This is a genomic window from Arthrobacter sp. T572, from assembly GCF_056780115.1.
In genome coordinates this window covers 1,470,589-1,493,050 of the sequence record NZ_JBRAZQ010000002.1, presented here as the reverse complement: position 1 = coordinate 1,493,050, position 22,462 = coordinate 1,470,589, and the positions used below count along the sequence as shown (strand labels likewise).

The 22,462-nt window shown below is 66.3% G+C and carries 14 protein-coding genes; 1 reads left to right on the top strand and 13 read right to left on the bottom strand.

Annotated elements, in window-relative coordinates; all coding sequences use genetic code 11:
- Window positions 1–2 precede the first annotated feature (2 nt).
- Complete coding sequence (locus tag ACUYMZ_RS07970) at window positions 3–515, bottom strand: GNAT family N-acetyltransferase (protein WP_442423428.1); 513 nt, start codon at window positions 513–515, stop codon at window positions 3–5.
- 287 nt (window positions 516–802) lie between these two features.
- Here ACUYMZ_RS07970 and ACUYMZ_RS07965 point away from each other — a divergent pair, with 287 nt between their 5' ends.
- The gene (locus tag ACUYMZ_RS07965) at window positions 803–2,170 is read left to right on the top strand and encodes an LLM class flavin-dependent oxidoreductase (RefSeq protein ID WP_442423429.1); all 1,368 of its coding nucleotides are present in this window, start codon (window positions 803–805) and stop codon (window positions 2,168–2,170) included.
- A gap of 10 nt (window positions 2,171–2,180) precedes the next feature.
- Here ACUYMZ_RS07965 and ACUYMZ_RS07960 read toward each other — a convergent pair whose 3' ends face one another.
- The 12 genes from ACUYMZ_RS07960 to ACUYMZ_RS07905 form a co-directional block, all read right to left on the bottom strand.
- Complete coding sequence (locus ACUYMZ_RS07960) at window positions 2,181–3,389, bottom strand: AAA family ATPase (protein ID WP_481602676.1); 1,209 nt, start codon at window positions 3,387–3,389, stop codon at window positions 2,181–2,183.
- Between the two features lie 7 nt (window positions 3,390–3,396).
- A complete protein-coding gene (locus ACUYMZ_RS07955) occupies window positions 3,397–4,254 on the bottom strand; it encodes an inositol monophosphatase family protein (RefSeq protein ID WP_426006665.1) in 858 nt (285 codons plus the stop codon).
- Window positions 4,251–6,536: an NAD-dependent DNA ligase LigA gene (gene ligA, locus ACUYMZ_RS07950; protein WP_442423431.1), complete on the bottom strand. Its 2,286-nt coding sequence runs from the start codon at window positions 6,534–6,536 to the stop codon at window positions 4,251–4,253. The genes ACUYMZ_RS07955 and ligA overlap by 4 nt, the downstream gene beginning before the upstream one ends.
- Window positions 6,537–6,576: 40 nt before the next feature.
- Complete coding sequence (locus ACUYMZ_RS07945) at window positions 6,577–7,227, bottom strand: hypothetical protein (RefSeq protein ID WP_481602675.1); 651 nt, start codon at window positions 7,225–7,227, stop codon at window positions 6,577–6,579.
- 89 nt (window positions 7,228–7,316) lie between these two features.
- Window positions 7,317–11,759, bottom strand: a complete 4,443-nt coding sequence (locus tag ACUYMZ_RS07940; protein WP_481602674.1) for an FtsK/SpoIIIE domain-containing protein — start codon at window positions 11,757–11,759, stop codon at window positions 7,317–7,319.
- Window positions 11,756–12,460 carry a hypothetical protein gene (locus tag ACUYMZ_RS07935; RefSeq protein ID WP_442423433.1) on the bottom strand — a complete coding sequence of 235 codons (705 nt, stop codon included), beginning with the start codon at window positions 12,458–12,460 and terminating at the stop codon, window positions 11,756–11,758. Before ACUYMZ_RS07935 ends, ACUYMZ_RS07940 begins: the two co-directional genes overlap by 4 nt.
- Window positions 12,461–12,505: 45 nt before the next feature.
- On the bottom strand, window positions 12,506–14,287 hold the full coding sequence (locus ACUYMZ_RS07930) for a serine/threonine-protein kinase (protein ID WP_481602673.1): 1,782 nt from the start codon (window positions 14,285–14,287) through the stop codon (window positions 12,506–12,508).
- Complete coding sequence (locus ACUYMZ_RS07925) at window positions 14,284–16,149, bottom strand: FHA domain-containing protein (RefSeq protein WP_481602672.1); 1,866 nt, start codon at window positions 16,147–16,149, stop codon at window positions 14,284–14,286. Before ACUYMZ_RS07925 ends, ACUYMZ_RS07930 begins: the two co-directional genes overlap by 4 nt.
- The gene (locus ACUYMZ_RS07920) at window positions 16,136–17,059 is read right to left on the bottom strand and encodes a PP2C family protein-serine/threonine phosphatase (protein WP_426006657.1); all 924 of its coding nucleotides are present in this window, start codon (window positions 17,057–17,059) and stop codon (window positions 16,136–16,138) included. The genes ACUYMZ_RS07925 and ACUYMZ_RS07920 overlap by 14 nt, the downstream gene beginning before the upstream one ends.
- Complete coding sequence (locus ACUYMZ_RS07915) at window positions 17,056–18,564, bottom strand: RDD family protein (RefSeq protein WP_481602671.1); 1,509 nt, start codon at window positions 18,562–18,564, stop codon at window positions 17,056–17,058. Before ACUYMZ_RS07915 ends, ACUYMZ_RS07920 begins: the two co-directional genes overlap by 4 nt.
- Window positions 18,554–21,043 (bottom strand): transglutaminase TgpA family protein, encoded by a 2,490-nt coding sequence (locus ACUYMZ_RS07910; RefSeq protein WP_481602670.1) that lies wholly within the window; start codon window positions 21,041–21,043, stop codon window positions 18,554–18,556. Before ACUYMZ_RS07910 ends, ACUYMZ_RS07915 begins: the two co-directional genes overlap by 11 nt.
- Window positions 21,040–22,455 carry a DUF58 domain-containing protein gene (locus ACUYMZ_RS07905; RefSeq protein WP_481602669.1) on the bottom strand — a complete coding sequence of 472 codons (1,416 nt, stop codon included), beginning with the start codon at window positions 22,453–22,455 and terminating at the stop codon, window positions 21,040–21,042. Before ACUYMZ_RS07905 ends, ACUYMZ_RS07910 begins: the two co-directional genes overlap by 4 nt.
- Between the last annotated feature and the right edge of the window lie 7 nt (window positions 22,456–22,462).

Here is a 22,462-nt window from a genome sequence, read left to right as displayed (position 1 = left end):
CTTTAAGGCTGGGAAAGCTCAAGCCTGTAAACGAACAGCTTTATGTCGGTACCCGGAACGAACCAATCACGCTCGGGGGCGCGGTCGAAGCCGGTGCGCTGGTAGAGGGCATTGGCGCTCTCCCACGTGGCACCGGTGGTGAGGCATACGGCGTCGATTCCTTCGGTCGCCCGGGCCTGCTCGACGACGGCCTGCACCAAGGCGCGGCCGGCCCCGGAACGCTGCACGGCCGGGTCCACGACGAGGGTGCGCAGTTCCAGTTCGCCTTCGAGCCCGATGTCCGAGAATCCTCCGCCTGCGGGTGCGGCCGTGACGGAGCCAATGATTTCGCCGTCGCGCTCGGCCACCAGGACATCGGCATGCTTTGCCCTGCCGGCGACGTTCTTCAGTTCCTGAAGGTACGGGTGGTCTGCGCTGCCGTAGTACCCCGCCGTGACGTACGAATCGAGCGTGATGCGGGCAACGGCGTCGTAGTCTTCGGGCAGGGCGGGGCGGATGGTAATCGGCGAAAGCACCAGTCAATGGTAGTGGCACCTCCGGTGCCGATTGCGCCAAAAGCCGCTTTCCGTGACCGAACTATCAGTAATCTAACGAAAATCCACGACGGCGGGAGGTACCGGCTTGTTGCTTTGCATGGCTTTGCGTTGAGTCCGGTTGCGCCGGGTGAAGCAGGATTTCCCGCCGTTTCAGGCTTGTGTCCCGGCGCTGGCATCTTCCTCGCCGGGCGTGCTTGAGTTGCCACACCGCCGGCCCGGCAATCCCCCACCAAAGCACCCCATCCGACAAATCCGAGGAGAAAACCATGGCTGCTCCCGAACGCCAATTGCACCTCAATGCCTTCCTGATGAGCACAGGACACCACGAAGCCTCCTGGCGCCTGCCGGAAAGCGATCCCCTGGCAGTGACCAGGATCGGGCACTACCAGCACCTGGCCAGGACCGCCGAGCGCGGCAAGCTCGACTCGATCTTCTTCGCCGACTCCCCCGTCCTGTATGGCGAAGTGGGGCGCCGCCCTGCCGGGAAGCTGGAGCCCACCGTGCTGCTGACCGCCCTGGCCGGAGCCACGGAGAAGATCGGCCTCATTGCCACAGCGTCCACAACCTACAACGAGCCCTTCAACCTCGCCCGCCGTTTCGCTTCCGTGGACTGGGTCAGCGGAGGCCGGGCAGGCTGGAATGTCGTCACCACCGCAGGTCCCGACGCCGCCCGGAACTTTGGCGTTGACGACCAGCCCGCCCATGCCGTCCGGTATGAACGCGCGGCAGAGTTCATCGAGGTGGCACAGAAACTCTGGGACAGTTGGCAGGACGACTCGATCCTGGCGGACAAGGAAGCAGGTGTCTGGGGTGACGGCGGGACCATCCGCACCATCGACCACGAAGGCAAGCACTTCCGGGTCCGCGGTCCCCTCAATGTTCCGCGCTCACCGCAAGGCCACCCGCTGATTGTCCAGGCAGGCTCCTCGGAGGATGGACGCAAGCTGGCCGCCCGCTACGCAGAGGCAGTGTTCACGGCCCACCAGACCCTGGCCGATGCACAGGCCTTCTATTCGGACTTGAAAGCCCGGACCCTGGCCGTGGGACGCGATCCTGAGGGCATCAAAATCCTCCCGGGCATCGTCCCCGTGATCGGTTCCACCGAGGCCGAGGCATTGAAATTGGAACGGGAACTCGATGAACTGATCAAGCCCGAATACGCCCGGGAACAACTGGCCAAGACACTCCGGTTGTCCCCCGAGGACCTTCCCCTGGACCGGCAGCTTCCCGCAGACCTCCCGTCCGAGGACGACATCGAAGGCGCCAAGAGCCGCTACACGCTGATCGTGGAGTTGGCCCGGCGCGAACAATTGACGGTGCGGCAACTGATCGGCCGCCTGGGTGGTGGCCGCGGACACCGCACGTTCTCCGGCACCCCCGAGCAGGTCGCGGATGCGATCCAGGACTGGTTCGTGGCCGGCGCGGCGGACGGCTTCAACATCATGCCCCCGGTCCTGCCATCGGGACTGGAAGTATTCGTGGACCAGGTGGTGCCGATCCTCCAGCAGCGAGGCCTGTTCCGTACCGAATACACTGCCTCGACCCTGCGCGGACACTACGGCCTGGAACGCCCCGCAAACCGCTATGAGGGGAAAGAAGGGTCTCGCCTGACGTCCATCGGCTCGGCGTTCTAGGGTCTGGGCTTCAGCGTTTGGGCCACGACCACAGCGGCCCCTCCAGCGACCCGAGCCCTTTGATCCTGGTCTCGCCCAGGTCCTTGTAAAGCTCGTGTTCATGGGCGGCGCCACTGGTCCGCAGGGCCGCCAACAGGGCCTCCGAGTGCGTGACCACAATGATCTGGCTGCTGGCGCTGGCTTGGACAATGAGTCCGGCCAGCGCCGGCATCAGATCCACATGGAGGCTTGTTTCGGGCTCGTTCAGCACCATCAACTCCGGGGGCCTGGGTGTCAGCAACGCCGCGGTAAGGAGCAGGAAACGCAAGGTCCCGTCCGACAGCTCGGCAGCAGACATGGGGCGCAGCATGCCGGGTTGCCGCAACTCAACGCTGAAACGGCCTTCGGCCACCGCCACCGACAACCGGCTGCCGGGAAAGGCGTGCTCGACGGCGGCATCCAGCTTCCGCTCAAAGCCCACCTCGCGAAGGGTTTGGAGGGCCGCGGCGAGGTCCTTGCCGCTGTGGTGCAGCACGGGTGTGCGGGTGCCTATCTGCGCCTGACGCGCGGGGGCGTCGGCGTCCGTACGGAAATGGTCGTAGAAGCGCCAGGACCGCACGGAATCCCGGACCCGCAGCACTTCCGGGGCCCGGTCCTGGTCCGAGACTTCGGTCAGCATGCTCTGGAACGTGTCCAGGCGGCGCGAGAGCTCTGTCCATTGCCCGTCGGCATCGCGGAGCCTGGCCAGGCTCCCCTTCCGGTCCACCAGCAGTGAGCCGGGCCTGGCCACCGGCCCCGAGAAGATCTGCTCGCGCTTAATTTCAGGGTCAAGCATGAACGCGGAGGGCCTGGGCCTGCCAGTGTCCTGGTCAAACCACCCACCGCCCGGTACCGGGAGTCCCAGGTCGACCAAGTAGCCAAAGGAGTCACCGGAGTAGCCCAGCTTGAGGCTGACCGCTTCCCTGCGGACGGCCCCCTGGACGGGCACTTCCCCGCGCCGCATGGCCTCGCTGATGGATTCCGGTCCGGCCCACAAGGTGGACGGAAGCCCGCCGTCCTTGGCCAGCGACCCCACCACGTTGCCGTTGTCACCCCCGGCGCACTCGGCCAGTAGCCGGAGTGCGCGGTACAGCGACGACTTGCCGCTGCCGTTGGCCCCGGTCACCACATCCAAGCCATGGAGTTCGAGGGTGAGGTCCCGGATGGAGCGGTAGTTGGCGATGGCCAGCGTGCGGATCATGGACAGGTCACACGGGGAAGCGGCCGGACAGTTCCAGCGTCGCGGCACAGGTCCACGCCGCCAACCGGTCCTCGGCGCGGGGTCCGCCGTCGAGCGGGCTGTCCAGCTTGGGCCTGCGGACCCAGCACCCGGCTTCCTCGGCAACCAGCGCACCCGCGGCGAAGTCGTGCTCGTTCAGGCCGCGTTCACCAAAAGCATCGAACGTTCCATCGGCCACAAGGCACAGGTCCAGGGCCGCGGAACCCAGCCGCCGCACATCCGCGAAGCCCTCCATCAAACTGGCAAGGCCCGCCACCTGGCTGCCTCGCGTGGCAGGGTCGTAGCTGAAGCCTGTTGCGAGGATGAGTCCGGTCCGCCCCGGAACCGGGCCGGTGAGGCGCGTGGATTGTCCGGCAACGTCCAGCCACGCGCCATGGCCCTTGGCTGCGGAGTACACCCGGCCCAGCGCAGGGGCGTGAACCACGCCGGCCAGCCAGACGCCGTCGGAATCCGCCACGGCTACCGATGTGGCGTAGTAGGCGATGTTCCGGATGAAGTTGGTGGTGCCGTCCAGCGGGTCAATGGACCACCGATAGCCCGATGGCTCCGACGGCCGGGTGGTGCCGTGTTCCTCTCCCGTGATGAAGTCCCGGGGACGGGCGGCAGTGATGGCCTCACGGACCGCGTTTTCCGCCGCGACATCGAATTCGGTCACCCAGTCACCGGCGTCTCCCTTGTTGGAGACGCCAAGCTCCTCCCCGCCTGTGCCGCCGGCTGATCTGCGCGACAGAACCGCAGCGCCGGCAGCGGCGGCAGATTTTGCTACCGCCAGCAGGTCCCGCACATCCGTGGCCTGGTGGCCGGCGTTGGATCCGTGCGCCGTCATTCGGCTGCAGCTTCCACCGGTTGGGACTCCCCGGCATCGTCTCCGGCCTCCGGGGTGGCTGGCCCGTTGGCGAGGAGGTCGCGGAATCCGTCCTCATCGAGGACCGGGATGCCCAGCTGCTCCGCCTTGTCCAGCTTGCTGCCCGCGCTCTCCCCCGCCACCAGGTAGCTGGTGTTCTTGGAGACGGATCCTGATGCCTTCCCACCGCGGATGATGATGGCTTCCTTGGCTTCGTCGCGGCTAAAATTGGGCAAAGTACCGGTGACCACAATGGTGAGGCCTTCCAAGGTGCGCGGAGTCGCGGTGTCGCGTTCGTCCTCCATGCGCACCCCGGCAGCTGCCCAGCTGTCCACGATCTCGTTATGCCAGTCCACGGCAAACCATTCCTTCAGTGCAGCCGCGATGGTGGGTCCCACACCGTCCACATGGGCCAGCTGCTCTTCCGTGGCATTCCGGATGGCGTCCATGCTGCCGAAGTTGGTGGCCAACGCCCGGGATGCCGTGGGTCCCACATGCCGGATGGAGAGGGCCACGAGGACACGCCACAAGGGCTGCTGCTTTGCTTTCTCCAATTCCGCGAACAGTTTTTCCGTGGTGGCGGTGGGCTTGGACGGGGTCTTGGCACTTCCCCGGGTGTAGAAGTACGGAACGAGCTCGTACTGGCCCGTGCCCACACCCTTGGACTTCTTTTCCCGCCGGATCAGGACGTTGGCAAGGTCTTCCCTGGTCAGGCTGAACAGCGCTGCCTCGCTGGTGAGCGGCGGGGTTGCCGGTTCGGCAGGCTGGGTCAGCGCGACGGCGGCTTCCCACCCCAATGCCTCAATGTCGAAGGCGCCACGGCTGGCCACGTGGAACACGCGCTCACGCAGCTGCGACGGGCACGATTTGGCGTTGGGGCACCGGATATCCACGTCGCTTTCCTTGGCCGGGGCCAGCGGCGTGCCGCAGGAGGGACATTCGGTGGGCATCACGAACTCACGCACCGGCGGATCCTGCTTGTCCCTGAGCGCCAGCACCGGGCCAACAATCTCCGGGATGACGTCCCCTGCCTTGCGCAGGATCACGATGTCGCCGATCATGACGCCCTTGGCCTTGACCACATCCTGGTTGTGGAGCGTGGCCATCCCCACGGTCGAGCCTGCCACCTTGACCGGTTCCATCAGTCCGAAGGGCGTGACGCGGCCGGTCCGGCCCACGTTGACGGCGATATCCAACAGCTTGGTGTGGACTTCCTCCGGGGGGTACTTGTAGGCGGCAGCCCAGCGCGGCACGCGCGAGGTGTAACCCAAGGCGCGCTGGGTGGCGAAGTCGTCGATCTTGACCACGATGCCGTCGATTTCGTGCAGGAGGTCATGGCGGTGCTCGCCGTAGTGGGCGATGAATTCCAGGACGCCTTGATATGTATCCAGCACCTTGAAGTACGGGCTCACGGGCAGTCCCCATCCGGCCAGCAACGCATAGGTTTCGGACTGGCTCCTGGCGTCCAGGCCTTCGCGTGCGCCGATGCCGTGGACGAACATGCTCAGCGGGCGCTTGGCTGTTTCCGCAGGGTCCTTCTGCCGCAGCGAGCCTGCAGCGGCGTTGCGGGGATTCGCCAGCGGCGCCTTGCCTGCTGCCACCAGCGCCTCGTTGAATTCGGCAAATGCTTTTGAGGGGATGAAGACTTCGCCGCGGATCTCCACCTCGGAGGGATACCCGGAGCCGCTGAGCCTGCGCGGGATCTCCTTGATGGTGAGGACGTTGTGGGTGATGTCTTCACCGGTAGTGCCGTCGCCGCGCGTGGCGGCACGGACCAGCTGGCCGTCCCGGTACAAGAGATTCACGGCCAGGCCGTCGATCTTCAACTCGGTCAGCCATGCGATGGGTGGAACGCTGTCCCCGAGCTTGGCCGCGGACGCTTCAGCCTTGCGGACCCAGGCTTCCAGTTCATCAAGTGAGAAGACATCGTCCAGGCTGTACATCCGCTGCAGGTGTTGCACGGCCGCGAAGGCGGAAGAGACCTCGCCGCCGACTTCCTGGGTGGGCGAATCATTGGAGACCAGCTCCGGGTGCAGCGCTTCGAGTTCTTCCAGGCGGCGGTAGAGCTCATCGAACTCGGCATCGGAAACGAGCGGCTCGTCTTCCTGATAGTAGGCATACCGGTATTTGCGGACCTGGTCCGCAAGGTGCTCATACTCGTCCCGCAAGGCCTCCGACGGCGTTGCGCCCTCCAGGGCTGCGACGGCTGCGGCGGGTTCCTGGCTGCTGGTGTCGACCGGATCTGTCTTCTCGCGTGTGCTCACAGGTCTATCTTGCCGCACGCCAACGACAATATGTCGGCAGTCAGTGGGACGACAGACGGTTCCTGCTCCAGAGGGCGAACGCCAGTCCGCCCAGGCCCACCAGCAGCACCACACCCATGATGCCGAAAAGCCCCACCATGTTGGGGCCGGTGAAGCTGCCGGAAGCCATCACGGCGGCCTGTGTCTCCTTGCCCTGGTCGATCGGGGTGTTCCAGTTGGAGGACTTCGTCGCAGTTGGCGTCGAGGACGGCGTCGGGCTGGCTGTGGAGGTGGGGCTTGCCGACGGCGTGGGGGACCCCACCGAAGGAGCCGACGACGGCGCCACCACCTCGGGTGCCACCGTTGCCGGAGCCTGGACGACAGCCGGTTGCGGGGCCTGGACGGCAGGTGCGGGCGCTGCAGGGGCAGGCGACGCGGGTGCCGGTGCGGGTTCCCGCACACGCGTGGGTTCCGGCTTGGGTGCGGGTTTCGTCCTGCCTGCCTCGGGCGCCAGGCCCGGCTCCGTCGGAGTGGGCTCGGACGGAGCTGACAGGGTGGGGCAGGGCAGGGCCGACTTCCCGTTGCAGGGGGCTGCCTGTGCAGCCCCCTGCGGGATCAGCAGCGCTCCTGCTGCAAGAAGCACTCCCGCAACAACGGCAGGCAGGCGGCGCCGGGCGGACGGCGTGGCGGCAGGACGAACAGTGGCATGCATGGGACGTGACCTCGCTGGGGGCGTTGGGGCGCTTAGGCGGTCCGGATGTTTCCGGCATCCTCCTACACGGGGCCGTCCTGAGGCAAATCCTAGCTTCGGTTCTCCGGCGGCATGGCCACTTGGAGTTTCCGAACCTTGCCCCGGCCCACGATGTAGCCACGTCCCGGAATGAAGTCCTTGCTGATACGCCCCAGGGATGTATTGAGAAGGCTGTCGCCTTCCACGTCCCCGGGGTTGAGCAGCAAGCCGCGACGCCCGGATTTGAAGGGCTGGGCCAGCGACCATGCCTGGGACCAGGTGGAGGTTTCGGATTCGCCCACCACCCATTGGTCGGCCCGGATCGCCGCCGTCACCAGGCGTCCGATGCCGGACTCGGCGAGGGTGTCCGTGAACTCGGTCAGGCCCTCGATGAAGATCGCCATGCTGCCCGGATTATCGGTGGCTTTGTCGATGAGATCGTCCACGACGTCCGAGACCTCATCCGGTCCCACCAGCGAACGGCTCCAGATGTTCAACGTGGCCACGGCGGACCGGCGGGAACCAATGTAGACCAGGTCCGTTTGCGGGTTCGACTTCCGCATGGCGTAAGCCAGCGTGACCAGGGCCACGGTGCGACCGGCGCCCGGAGGGCCGGCCAGTAGCAGCGAACCCTTGGCGGCGATGGAAGCCGGACCCAGGGTCTCGTCATCCACGCCGATCACCGGGTTGTCCAACAAGCCGGCGGGCAGGATGTCCAGGTCCACCATGTCCGGCAGGCGCTGGATCTGCGGAGCCTGCTCCAGGCCCTGGCGCAGCATGGCCTGGCTGAGCTTGGATACTTCACGGGCCTGCAAGGCAAGGTTGGAGTTGCCGCCCAGGACTGCCAGTTGGACTTCCAAACCGTCCAGCAACCCACGGCCCGGGGGTGAGGCCGCAGTGAGGACGTCCTTGGGCACGTCCAGTGTCATGTAGTCGTCTTCCGAGCTGAGCCGGAGGACCAACCTTTTCTGGATGGAGGCCAGGAGGGACGCCGGCACGGAGTTGGTGCGGTCACCGCTCACCACCAAATGGATGCCCAGAGGGCGTCCATCGGTAGCCAACTGAAGGAAGATGTCCCACAGCGCGGACAGGTTGCTGTACTCGTAGCCCTCACGGAAGGCGGACATGCCGTCCACCAGGACAAAGATGCGCTTCTCGTCCGGACGGTTGGCGAGTTTCCGGTACTCCACAATGGTGGCGGCCCTGACCTCGGCATACCGGGCGGCGCGATCGTCCGCGATGTCCTTGAGCCAGCGCAGGAGCCGGCCAACACGTTCCACGTCGTCGCCGTTGATGACCTCGCCCACGTGCGGGAGGCCGTCGAGCATCTTGAGGCCTGACGAACCACAGTCGATTCCGTACACATGCACGGGACCGCCACGGGGTGTCACGGCAGCAGCAATGGCAATCCCCCGCAGCGCAGCCGACTTACCCGAGCCGCCCGTACCGTAGACAGCCATGTTGCCGTCCTTGTCCGGCTCGTAGAACACCGTGGGCTGGTCCTGGTGGGCAGGGTCGTCCGCCACGCCCAGGAGGAGCCTTTCGTCACTCCTCGGGTTGGGCAGCTTGGAGAAATCGTAGGTGGTGGCGAGCTCGTTGAGCCATGGCTTCCTGGGCGGTTCAATGCCCAGGGCATCGGCCGCCCGGGTGATGTTGGCGGTCATCCTGGCGATGTCATTGGGACCGGCCGGTTCCTCCACGACGTCGGTAGCAGGTGGCGGCTCCCAGGACGCCCCGGAGCCGAAGGCCATCTCCACGATGTCAATCCGTGGACGCTGGGGCTTGTCCGTGGTCCAGCCGCCCGCATAGCCGGTCTGGAAGCCTTGGACCCGCCCAGGACCTGTCTTGGCAGCGCCGCGGCCGGGAATGGACGGATCGAAATAGGCTGCGGTGGGAACGCCCAGGATGTCCACGGCGTCCACTTCGTCGGCCATGCGCAGGGCAACGCGAAGGTTGGTGTTGGCCCGCAGGTTGTCTTTGATGACACCGGCCGGGCGCTGTGTGGCCAGGATCAGGTGCAGGCCCAGGGACCGGCCACGCGCGGCAACGTCCACCACGCCGTCGACGAACTCCGGAACCTCCGTGGCCAGCGCGGCGAATTCGTCCACGATGATGATCAGGTAGGGCGGAGCTTCCGGATCCGCTTCCCGCTGCAACGCCAGGAGGTCCTTGGCCTTCTTTCGGTTCAGCAGCCGTTCACGGTAGTGGAGTTCGGCGCGGAGCGAGGTCAGCGCCCGCCGCACCAGGTGGGGTGAAAGGTCGGTGACCAGGCCCACGGTGTGGGGCAGGTTGACGCAGTCCGCAAAAGCGGCCCCGCCCTTGTAGTCGACAAAGAGGAAGCTGACCCTGTCCGGGCTGTAGGCCGCTGCCATGCCCATGACCCAGGACTGCAGGAATTCCGATTTGCCGGCACCTGTAGTACCGCCCACCAGGGCATGCGGGCCCTCGTTCTTGAGGTCCAGGTAAAAGGGCTCGACGCCCTTTGAACCAACCAGGGCGCGCAGGCTGCCGTTGTCTTTGCGGTTTGCCACCGCCGTTGCGTGGACGGAATTGTTCTCCTGCCACCGTTCGGCAACCGCCTGCGGGTTGTCCATGAGTTCCTTGCCCGTCAGCGTCGCGTAGGACACCGCACGCGGAAGATCGGAATCGTCTTCCAGCGGGTTCCCAACGTCCACCAGCGGAGACATCATGCGGGCCAGTTGAGTGGCGAGTTCGGCGTCCAGGCTTTCGCAGCTCACCGGGTAGGTGTGCCGGCCCAGGCGGACCTGTCCCGTGGTGGTGCCGTGGTCGCCGTCGACGGAGAGGAAGTCGCGGCAGGCGGCCGGCAGGGACTGCACGGTGGCGGCCACCCACATCACGTGCACGCCAAAATCGGGTCCGCGTTCCACCAGGCGCGTCAGCCGTCCGCGGTCAACGGGAGCATCGTCTTCAACCACCACCAGGACGGCAGGAACCACCGGAGCGGGAAGTTCCTCGTGTTCGTCCTTCACACCGGGACGGGGCTGGGGTCCTGGCTCCTTGGCCAGGGCTTCCCGCTGTTCCACGAGGTCCTCCAGACGGGACAACAGCGAAGTACCGGCCCCGGGACCTGCAGCCAGGTGGTCACCGGACAACGGGCTGTGGCCCGAGCCCACGTGGGGCAGCCACTGCAACCAGTCCCAACGCTCCCGGGACCGGCCGGAAGTCAGGGCGCCCACCGCCAGTTCGGCCGGTGAATGAAGGCCGACGAGCTGCAGGACCATGCCCCGGGCGACGTCGTCAACCACGGAACGCTCCCCCGCCACGCCGAACGAGCCGGACGTACGCAGCTGGGACACGATGGGCACGCCTTCAATGACCCGGACCTGCTGCAGGCACTCCTGGATTTCCTTCATGTACTTCGGTTCGGTGTCGTTGGCTCCGGGCTCGTCGAACTGGATCCGCGACGGCGCGGAGCCCAGCCCGAACCGGACACCCAGGAACTGCTGGTGCTCAGGACGGTTGGTCCACAGCAAGGGTCCGAGCTTGTAGATGGCATCCACCGTGTCACTGACGGACGGTGCTTCCTGCAACCGGACCGCCCGCTCGATGTTCTGCTGGCGGTCGATGTCCTCCCGGAAGGCCAGCATCGCCGCCCGGAACTGCTTGAGGCCTTCCTTGGCCTGGCGCTTGCTCTGCATCTTGTGGTCCACATAGTGCCCCACAATGAAGATCGGCATCATGGCCATGAACAGCACGGACAACAGGTTCTGGGTGACGGCGAAGAGAACGCCACCCATGAGGAGCGGCGCAATCAGCATGATGTACGGGAACGGCTGGTGGTCCGGTCGCTTGGGACCGGCAGGCGGAACGCGCTTGGGCGACTCGAAGCGGGGCAGGACCCGCGGTGAGCGGTTGAAGTCCACCAGGGGTGAAGTCGGGCCGCCACCGTGGTTCCTGGACAGCGCCACGACCCCCACGGTCGTATCACCCAAGGTCACGGTGTCGGACGATTCGAGGGTGGCCCGGGTGACGGGAAGCCCGTCCATGAGGAGTCCGTTGGCGGAGTTCGTGTCCACTATTTCCACGGTCTCGCCGACGGTGATGCGTGCGTGGCGCTTGGACGTCAGCGGGTCCGTGAGGCGGATGTCGGCGTCCCGGTCCCGGCCGATGTAGCTGGTGCCGAACGGCAGCGAAAATTCGCGTCCGACGTCGGGCCCTGACATGACGCGCAATGTGGCGGCCGCGGGTCCACGGTTGCTGCGGTTGTCCGCGAACTGGTCGCTGACCTGCGTCAGCGACACCTTGGAACCGGGTCGCAGACCGGACTCGAGCAGGTTGTCTGCGGGGTTGAGCACGCGCCCGGACAGCCCTCCGCCGACGAACGCCTCGTCCACGCTGATGGAAAGGTTCGACGGCGGTTCGGTCCCCTTCCGTGCGGGGTCGGACACCCAGAGCTCCGTGGCGATGTCCGCCACCGTTGCCCGGCCGTCCACGGTCACGGCCAGGTCCTTCGCTTCCGCGGGGTCCCGGCGCAGGGTCAAACGGAACTTCATCCTTCGTCGGCTCCACTCATGGTCTCAAGGAGGTGCAGGTCTGCGGGTGTCACCAAATGGGACGTGACGGCATGTTCCACCAGGCGTGCTCGTCGGTTGGTGGCCAGTTTTCCGGCCCCACCGCGCAAACCGACCACGCCTACGCGGTCCAGCTTGTCGCACACGTTGTCCAGTTTGCGGTTGAAGCGGGTCAGCGCCCACCCCAGCCGTTTGGCTGCCTCGGCAGAGGACGGGATGGCGCTGAAACCGGTCCCTTCCCGCCGCAGCATGGGCTCGGCCAGGGCCACAATCAACGCCTTTTGCGAATCGGTGAACACCACAGGTCCGATGGTGGTGTCCCCGGCTTGGTCCTGGTCCCGGGCTTCATGCCGGAAAGACGGTGTCTTCAGGTGCACGGCGAACTCGTACGTGGTGGGGCCGGCCGTGAAGATGACGTTGGTGTGGCTGAAGACCAACGGAATCCGCGCCCCGGGCGCCAGCCAGGCCTGCATGCCGCCGGAGCCGTCCGCGATGGTCGCCGACAACATGCTGCCGACGTTGCTGAGCCACCAGATGCCGTCGTAGCGGGCAATCTGCAGGAAACGCCGGTGAAGGTACGGGTTGTCGTCGACTTCCAGGTCGCCTTCACGGCCGATATTGAAAATGTCTTCGTCGGATGGTTCGTACCATTCGCCACAGAAATCTATTGCTAGATCCCCCATGATCTGTGCCTCCTGAGTGGAATGTAGATGTGTTTCATTGGGCCGTCAGTCCTCCACGCAGGCGATGGAACCCTCGCCCCCGGGCGAGGCAGTACCGTCAGCCCGGACAATGATCACCTGGATGCAAAGCTCCTTCTCGGTGCCAAACCAGGCCCGGGCACGGGGTTCAGTTTCCGAACTGCTGTACTCACTTTCTGTGAGAAGGACGGTCCGGTAGCGCCACTTATAGGTGTCCCCCTCCTTGGGCTGCGGATTCTTCCACTGGAAATCAGCGAAGTCCGGCTTGTCAGGGTCACGTGTTCCGACCAAAGCCTCGACGTCGGGAACCCCGCCATCACCGATGGCGTCGGCCGGCGGTTTGCTGGCGGTCTCGGTGGGAGCAGCCTTGGGCTGGGCATTGCCGCCGAGGACCACCCCGACGACGATCGCGACGGCCAGGACCGCGGCACCGGTCACGGCAAGCCACAGGTTGCGTTTGCTGTGGTCGGCCACGGCGGGTTCACCGCCGGCGTCTGCCGGGGCCTGTACCGCCGATCGGGCAACCGTGGCGTCCACGTCATGGTGCTTGCCCGAGGGTTGCCAGCCACGCAGCACTGTTGACTCCGCCGGTTCCTGGTCGGCCGGGCCGGTTGCCCCGAAGTTTCCGGTCTCGAACCGGGGCATCGAGGGGGTTGTCTCCGGTCGGAAGGCCGCGGGAGGAAGCTGGGGCGCCGGCCCGGTGAGGGGCGCCGGCCCGGTGAGGGGTGCCTGCCCGGTGAGGGAGGCGGGCCCGGTAAGGGGCGACGCACCAGGCCGCGCCTGGCCCGGCAGCGTGGACGGGAAAGTCCTGGCCGGGAAAGTGGGCGCAGACCCGGTGGTTGCCGTTCCGGCGGCGTCGGGGTCGATTGAGGCAATGCTGCGGACGCGCGTTTCCTCGACGTTGTCGTCCGGATGCTGGTCATCCCCGTGGCCCGGTTCCTGCAGTACTTCGAACGGTGTGACGGAAAGGTTCAGTTCCGTCTGGATCCGCTGGAGTGCCAGGGCGAAGGCGTGCGCCGAGGAGTACCGGGACCCCGGCGACTTGGCCATGGCCGTGGCCAGGACGAGTTCCAGTGATTCGGGGACGTCGGCCCGGCCCAGCCGCGGCAGGGGCGAGTTGGTGATCCTGGCGATGAGTTCGCGCTGGGAGTTGTCCTGGCCCGGCAGGACAAAGGGCGAACGCCCGGCCAGCAGTGTGTACAGCGTTGCGCCGAGAGCCCAGATATCCACGGGGACTCCGTCCACCGGTCCCCCGCGGAACTGTTCCGGGGGTGACCACGGGATGGACATGCCGGCGTCGTCCTCAGTGTCGGCCCCGATGGTGCCGGAGATGCCGAAGTCCGTAAGGGCAGGCCGGTTGTAGTCCGTCACCAGGATGTTGGCGGGCTTGATATCGCGGTGCACGATGCCCGCGCGGTGGGCAGTTTCGACGGCGGAAGCCACCTGGATGCCGACGGCCAGGACCTCATCCACACTGAACCGCTGGCGCCGGTACCTGACGTCAAGGCTCGGACGGGAGCAATACTCCATGGCCAGGTAGGAGTGGCCGTCTTCAGTGATCTCCGCTTCGAAAATCGTCACGATGTAGGGGTGGGACGACAACTGCGCCATGAGGTTCGCTTCGGATTCGAAGCGGCGCCGTGCGCCCTCGGTCTTCAGGTCCGAGAGCAGCACCTTGACGGCTACTTTCCGGCGCGGCCTGTCCTGTTCGTACAGGAAGACGTCGGAAAAACCACCGGATCCCAGCAAGCTGACGTAGGTGAATCCGGGAATGGCGGGAGGCGGCGCGGGGGGCCTCTTGGAACTCAAAGAATCTCCTCGAAACGCAATGAAATATCGTCACCCAGTTCAGCGATGTCGCCGTCCAGCAGGATGGCCATCTCGTTCTGGGCGAGCCGGCGCGGGGCCTGACCTTCCCTGATCAGGACGGTCCCGTTGGTTGCTTTCAGGTCGCACAGCATGACGTGCCAACCCTCCAGCCTGACCTCGACGTGGGAGCGGGAAATGTCTCCGCCCGGGCTCTCGACCTGGACCAGCCTGGGCATGGTTCCGCCTTGGACCCTGGAGACCGATGGCTGGCGGCCAATGATGAGCGACTGGTCAAGGTCGATCAGCTCGCCCGTGGACAAGCGCATGCGTCCCAGCCGCGGCCGTGGAACCTGGACTGCATCGCCGGACAGCCCGAGGCCACACGCGGCGCACTGCGGATACGTGGGCGGATTGGCATGCCCTTGGGAACACACCCGTGCCAGGACGCTCGGCCCGTTGCCCGGGAGGGCGGTCGCTGGGTCTTGTCCTGCGGGGGCGGGGGCATCCGCCGTAATGCTGCTCTTCATGACCGTTTGGCCGTCGTGGTCGAAATCGTCGACGGCGGGCGGCTGGATGGCGTCCCGCGGAGGCACTTGTGGCGGTACAACCGGCGCTTCAGGCGCAGGGACGCTGGCGGCATTGCTGCTGCGCAGCCACGGCACGGAGTCGATCAGTGCTGGCGCTGCCACACTGGACGCTGCGGTTGCGTCCGGCGGTGGGCCTGACGCTGCGGCGTGCGCATTGCCCGACGGCGGGGCTGCCGCTGCCTGGGCGTCCGGATCCTGGGCTTCCCGTTCCCGGGCTGCCGGTTCCTGCCCGGCCTGTCCCTGTGTGGGCGGCTCCTGTCCGGGCGGTTCTTGCGCGGGCGAGGCAGCAGACGATTCCGGCAACCCCGGAACGGGGACGTCGTGGTCGTCGGCATCGGCATCGATCCTGACTGCCGCGTCCTCGATGTTCCGCATGACCGTCTTGTCCCACAAGTGGTCGTAGTTGGTGGTGGTCTCCAGCGACGGCACGATCGGATCGGTGGTGCTGGTGGCAGCTGACTCGGCATCCTGCACCGAAGCATCGCCGGCTGATCCCTCGGGTTCGGGGTCGGGTTGCCCGGCGCTGCTTTCCGGCACGGCATCAACGGGTTCCACCGGACCGGGAACGATGGTCAGACCCAGGTCGGCGTCGGCATGCCCTGCAGCATCGTCATGAACTGCAGCATCGGCATCGGTGTAACCGATCATCGTCTCGTCCGAGGCCGCCCGCGTTTCCGGAGCGGGCTGATGGATCCGCGTTTCCGGAGCGGGCTGATGGATCCGCGTTTCCGGAGCGGGCTGATGGGGCTGTGCCGGAGCAGCGGCGACGACGGGGGGAACCGGTGTCTGGGTCTCCTCCTCCTGCGGCGTGAGGATAACGTTCAGGGAAGCGAGCCGCACGACTCCTTCGTGCAAGGGCAAGCCGGCACCTGTCGGGGCATCATCCGTAGCTGCTGGTCCGATGCGCAGGCTGTAGGAATCCGGGCCCGGCAAGCGCCGTTCGGTCCACGTAGTGACGTCCCGGCCGGACAGTTCCTGGTCCCCCGCAGGGTTCTGCACGGCCAGGTCCAGGTCACCGCGGAGGAACACCCGGAGCCCGTCCTTGGCGTCGATGATGCCGAAGGGAGGAATCCTGCTGAGGGACACACCGAAGGCACTGGTGACCTCATGGAGGACCTCATGGGGTTCGGGGGCTGAGGACAGCAGGTCCCATACCGCGTCCAGCAGCGTGGGCGATGTATCCGGGCCCAGCACTACTACTGTGCCCCGGCGGATGACACCGAACCAGTCACCGGCCGCATACCGCATGGCCGGGACGTTGTTACTGCTTGCCATCAACGCCTTCTTCCCCGCCTTCCTGGTTGCCGCCGGCAGCTGCGCCGTTCACCCATGCCCTGGGAAGCGTGTCCTCTTCAACGTCCGTTTCGCTCTCCGGCCGCGGCGCGGTGGTGGCGATTCCGGCGTCGTTAAGCACGTTTTTCGCGTCCACCACAATCACCGTGACGTTGTCCCGCCCGCCGCTGCGGAGGGCCGCCTGGATCAGGGCATCCACCGCGTCCTGTGGGTGGGCGACCGTGCTCAGGATGCGGAACAAGTGCTCATCGGTGAGTTCCCCGTTAAGGCCATCGGAGCAAACCATCACGCGGTCGCCCTCCTGGATGGGCAGCAACCAAAAGTCGGCCTCGGTTTCGTCACCCGTGCCCAAAGCCCGGGTGACCACATGGCGGCGCGGGTGGATGGCGGCCTGGTCGATCGTGATGTCGCCTGCATCCACGAGTTCCTGCACCTCCGAATGGTCGACGCTGACCTGCGCGAACTCCCCTTGGCTGAGCCGGTAGGTCCGCGAATCGCCAATGTTCATGACCAGCCAGTACGGCACGCCCATCTGCTCCACCACCACGACGCCGGACAGCGTGGTTCCCGCCCTCCCGCCGGTTGCACCGCGGATGGCGGAGTCCGCCTTCAGCAAGCACGCCTGCAGGTCTGCTGCGGAAGCGGACCGCAGTCCAGCAGCCAGTTCCGGCGCGCTCCCCAGCGAACGGACACAGATCCCGCTGGCGATCTCCCCGGCCTCATGCCCGCCCATGCCGTCGGCAACGGCAAACACGGGGTCCGAGGCGATGAAGGAGTCCTCGTTCAGCTCGCGCCGCAGGCCGCGGTCTGTGCCGTAACCGTAACTCAGCCTGAAAGAGGTACCGCCGGCGGCGGCATCGGCGTCGGCGGGGCTTGCCGGCTGTGAGTTCATGCTTGTCCTAGGTGGAAGGAACGGTCTCCGAAGTGAACCGTCGAGCCGGGGCGAACGAATACCGGCTCGCCCCGAGTCAACCTGGTCTGGATACCATCGGGCGTGGCAACGGCTGTTCCGTTGGTGGAGTTGCGGTCCGTCACCCAGATGCCGTCTCCGTCGACACGGAGATGCAAATGCGTTTTGGAGATGGAGCGGCCCGGATCCGGTACGGGCAGCAGTTGTTCAACGCTCTCCCCGGGCTGCGGAGCAGGATTGCGTCCGAGGAGCACGCTGCCCGCCAGCTGGACGTCCTGCCCGTCGTCGATACGGACCCGCAGCACAGCCTGGACACGTGCGGTTCCCGGGCGCAACTGGGTGCGCTCCACATCGTCGTCCGGATGCACCGTCACCGGCGCAGGTGCGGCCGGCTGGAAGGTTGCAGGTGCCGGCGCAGTGTGGCGGGGTGCTGCCGGTGGATGCCACTGGTTGGGGTCGTGGGAGGGCTGCGCAGGCGAAGGTAGGTGCTGTGCCGGGGCAGGCTGGGCATTGAGGATCGCCGGGGACTCCGAGGCGGAAGGCACCGGCGACACCACGGGCTTGACCGGCGGAAGGTCGACGGGAGCAAAACTGTAGGGTCCCTGGATGCCGCCTGTCGCTACAGGGTTCCTGCCGGCTTGGACATCGAAAACCAACGTCTTTGCGGCTTTGTCATGCCAGCCACGGAGCTTCCCGTTACTGTCCCACGCGTTGGAAACCACCACCAGGACAGCCCACACCACACCCAGCACCATCAGGGGCAAAGCGATCCAGAGCACCAGGCCCAGCAGCCCGACAGCCAACAAAATGCTCCCGGCCACGACCCCCAGCAACAGGACGCCGCCGATGATAAGGCCCCGGACGAACACGGCTCCGGCGCCGGGTGCATATCCATCGGCGTCGGAGCTGCGGATGCCCATCAGCTGGTTGCCGATGGTGTTGCCGGATCGTCCTTCCATGGCAAGCAAGACGAACATGTAAACCAGGGTGACCGCCAGTCCGATGCTGCCCAGCAGCACCAGGAGTCCGGTGTCGTAGACGATGAACCCGTTCCTGCGGGTTTGGGTGATGCCCGCAATCCCGATGGCAAAGGTGGCAGCCAACACGGCAACAGGTCCCACCCAGTCCAGCACTGCCGCGCCCAGCCGTTTGCCGGCAGATGCCGGCACCAGTTCGAGCTTTGTGGTCATGGTCCCTCCCCCTGGCCCCTGATGCGCGCCTGTTGCTGTACTGCGTGCCGGAGTGCCCGGCGGGTGGCCGGCACCCGACGGCATCACCGTGAGCGGCGACGACACTACCGAGATACTACCGGGATCGGGGATGCCCTGCCCGTCAGGGAAAGGCCGGGCTGCTCTCCGGGCATGGTTGACGTTCCGCTCCTTGCGGGCCCCGCGGTTAGTCAGCGGCGACCCGCAATGCGTGCAGAATGTGGCCCCGGACGGAACCTGGTGCCTGCAGGCCGGGCAAACTTCGGCCTCACTGCTCATCCTTGGTGTCTTTCTTGTTCATGCCGGCTTGGCGGCGGTAATCCCGACGGCTCAATGCGGCCCGGCCATCGGACAGGAGGGACCGTGGCGAGAAGCGCGCCTGCTGCCGCTTCCAGAACCCCACGCTTCCCGTGATGTCACCCAGCGAGGTATCCACGATCTTCCAATACTCCCTGACCTCCTCCTCGCTGGGCTGGCCGGCACCGAAGACTGCGGCATCGGCCCGGTGGGCCAGGAGGGTGGTGGTGTTTCCTGCCTGGGGGAAAGCGTCAGCAAGGACGGTGGCCGACTCGCGGCGTGTGGACTTGGGGTCGATCGAGGCTCCCATGTCCGTCGCCAGGCTGACAACCTCGTTCCAACCACCGCCAACCCGCTGGGCGGGGTGACCGTCACGGAAACGCGCCTTCCGGCGTCGTGCTTTCAGCAGGAGGATCAGCAGCAGCGGCAAGGCGAGAATTCCCAGCGGAATCAGCGCCACACCGATGGCGGCCAGCAGCGGACCCCAGAACAGCCAGGGGTTGTCCTTCTTTTCGTCGGCGTCCAAGGCATCCGGGGTGGAATCCGGCGGGAGGTCCGCCGGCTCCTGCGGCGGGGGCGGCGGCTGGAGCACCTGGGGTTTGGGCTTGGACTTGGTGTCAGGATCCGGAGGAATCGGAACGTTGTCCTTGGGCGGGGTGGGATCGAAAGCCACCCAACCGACGCGGTCGAAGGCCACCTCGACCCAGGCGTGGACGTCCTTGCCCGTGATCTTGATGTCGCCGGCACCGTTTTCCGGGCTCTTTGGATCGGGGTAGAACCCCATCACCACCCTCGATGGAATGCCGAGGTGCCGCAGCATCAAGGACATGGCCACTGCGTATTGCTCGTCGTCGCCCAGCATCTGCTTGGCAGAGAGCAGGTTCCTTACGCGGGCGGCGCTGTGTCCGGGCAGGCTGGGCAACTGTCCTTCAGCCACCAGGCCGTTGCTGAAAGCACCGCTCTTCTGGAAATGGGCTTCGATCTGCCGGACGCGGTCAATGGCCGTCGGCGCATCCGCGGAGAGTTCGTTGGCCTGCGAAGCTACGATCGGCGGGACTTCCTGGGCATCAGGCAGAGTGAGCTTGGCAAAGTCGTACTGCGTCAGCTGTCCGTGCTCCAGCGTGCCGGGATCCGAAACCTGGACCGTGTAGGTGTCCCCCTTGGACAGGCCCTGGGTGGTGACCGCGGTGTCAGTTCCGGCGTTGAAGTACAGACCCGAAGCCGCACCCGAACCCTGCTGGAAGCTCATGCCCGTGGTGTGGCGGCCGCCGGGCACAAAGTAGCCCTGATAGTCCTCCACGCTGATTTGCAGGGTGTAGTTGGTGCCGGCCACCGGACTTCCGGCATCCGCCAACGTGTTCAGCGAACGGGCATCACCGACTTTGCTGAAGTTGCCGGAGCTGTTGGGGTCCATGGTGTAGTTCAGGCCGTTGAAAGCATCCAGGGCAGCCAGGCGCACCCGGGCGTCCTTGGGCAGACCCTTGACCGTGAAAAGCGTGGTGTCTTTCTCATCCTTGACGAAGTTCCGGAAGCTCGCCAGCGGCGTGATGTAGTCCCGCGGATCGAACGGCGGGACGATCGTGTTGCGCAGCACCTTCCGGTCGTCGCTTGCGGTGACCAACGGCGAAGCGATCGCTGTGACGCCCACGGCGACCGCGATGACGCCGGCTGCCGTTCCGAGGCGCCGCAATTTCCCGCGGCGGGCCGCTCCGGCGTCGGAGTCCGGCCGGTTGGCCGACACCGTCCTGGTGCTCGTTTGGCGCAGCGCATCGCGGCGGAAAGTCGCCCACACAATCGACACGACAGCCAGGGACACGCCGCGCTCAACGGTGAGGAAGCCGGCGCTGGTGCTGAAGGCGATTCCGGTGACGAACAGCACCAACACGGGCAGGAGTGGCCAGTACGGGCTCTTCAGGCGCCATGTCAGCAAGCCCGCCGCCAGCGACATCAGCAGGGAGCTCAGGAACGGCACGATCAGCATGCCGTTCGCCGTGCCCACGGGGACACCTACGGTCAGCATGTCCTTCCACGCGAACACGATCCCCAGCAGCAAGGTCCGCAGCGAGTCCAGGCTGGGCAGGAAGCCCAGGACGGCGGTGTCCGGCACGGCCAGGGCAGAGCCGAACAGCATGTAGGCGCCGAAGGCCAAGGCCACGGTGATGAGCAGGCCGAGGCGCAAATGTGCGTTGAGGACGGCAATCCCCAATCCCAGCACAATGCCGCCTGCTCCGGCCAGAAGGTAGTAAGGGTCTCCCCCGAAACTCAGGCTGAAACCCAGGACTCCGAGGAACAACAGGACCACCAGGGCACCGCAGTCCGCGGCAAAATGCCACAGCGGACGGCCGTCGGCGAAGATCGAACCAGCCGGGGTGCGCCTGGCCGCGCGGGCACCTCCGGCGCGTTTGCCGCCGTCGGGATGACCGCCTGACCTGCGGGGGCGGACAGAAGGCGCGGTGCTCATGCGGCCGCCTTTCTCAGAACAATGGCGAGGTCGTCGAGGTCCCCTACGGTGAGGACGGTCAGGTCCGCGATGTTGGCCCTCGACGGCGCGGCGCCGGGTTGGACACGGACGGCAAGGCTGCGCACACCCGGCGGAACGGACGCCGCTGCCGAGCGCAGCTGGGTCGCAGTCACCAGGCTGCCGACCACGAAGAACACGACGGAGGCGTTGGGAACGGTATCGGCAAGCGTCCGGGCGAGGTCGACGGCGGTCTTCCGCATCGGGGCCCCGACGATCCTCGTCATATCGTCCAGCAGGTTGCGGCCCGTTTCGCAGCGAAGCGGACCTTTCTGCGTCATGACGTCGAGTTCGCGTTGTTCCCGGATGGCCTGCCGTCCAATGGAAGCAGCCACCGAAATGGCAAGCTCGAACCCGGATTCGGAATCGTATTCGTCCGTGTTGATCGACAGGGAGATGGCCAGGTGGGCACGCCGGGTCTCCTCGAACTGCCGGACCATAAGTTTGTTGGTGCGGGCCGTTGTCTTCCAGTGGATGTGGCGGCGATCGTCCCCGGGAACGTAATCGCGGAGGGCGTGGAAGGATACGTCAGCGCTGGAAAGCTCCGTGGTGGGCATGCCTTCAAGGTCCCGGATGAAACCCGCAGCCGAACCGCCCAGGGCGGCGGTCCGCGGGTGCACGAACAGGTCCACCGGCTCCGTCCAGAGGACGCGGCGGCGGAGCAGGTGCAGCGGATCGGCACGGACCGAACGGACAGGACCCACCACGATCACCGCACGCCGGGCCGTGGGGATGGTGAAAAGGTCCTCGTGGACCTGGGCAGGCTTCATGCGCGGCAGGTGGAAGACGGCCGTTGCCGCACCCACGGGAAGCTCCAGCGACGCCGGCAGCAGAGGCCTGGTGGAGACGTTGGACACGGCGATGCTGCCCACGGCGTCATCCCCTACGGCCACGCGGGTACGGGCCAGGTCCAGGTTCACGCCGTAGGCCGAGCGCCCGACAATGAAGATGACCGCCAGGAGGAACAGCAGGAAAGCGACCATGGCGGCCGATTTGGCTTCCTGCCAACCCCAGGCCTGACCGGCAACCCATAATCCGACCGCCGTTGCCAGCACCACCCAGCCCAGCACACTGACCACGGAAACAACAGGCCAGACGAACCGGAGCCACAGGCTACGGACCTTGGACCACGCCGGTGCGGCAAACTCGCCGGCAGTGCCCAGGGCTTCGGCCCACACGGCGGAGGGATGCAGTTTGCCTGGCGTGTTCGCCGTTCCGGGGCGCCGGCGGCCGGAGCCTGCAGTCCCTGCGGCGTCCGGGCCGGAACCGCGCAAGGATCGGATCTTGCCGCCAAGCGCCGACGCAGTGCGCTTGAGCGACTCAGCAGCCCTGCTCAGGGGTGTGCTGGAGGACATGGTGGGA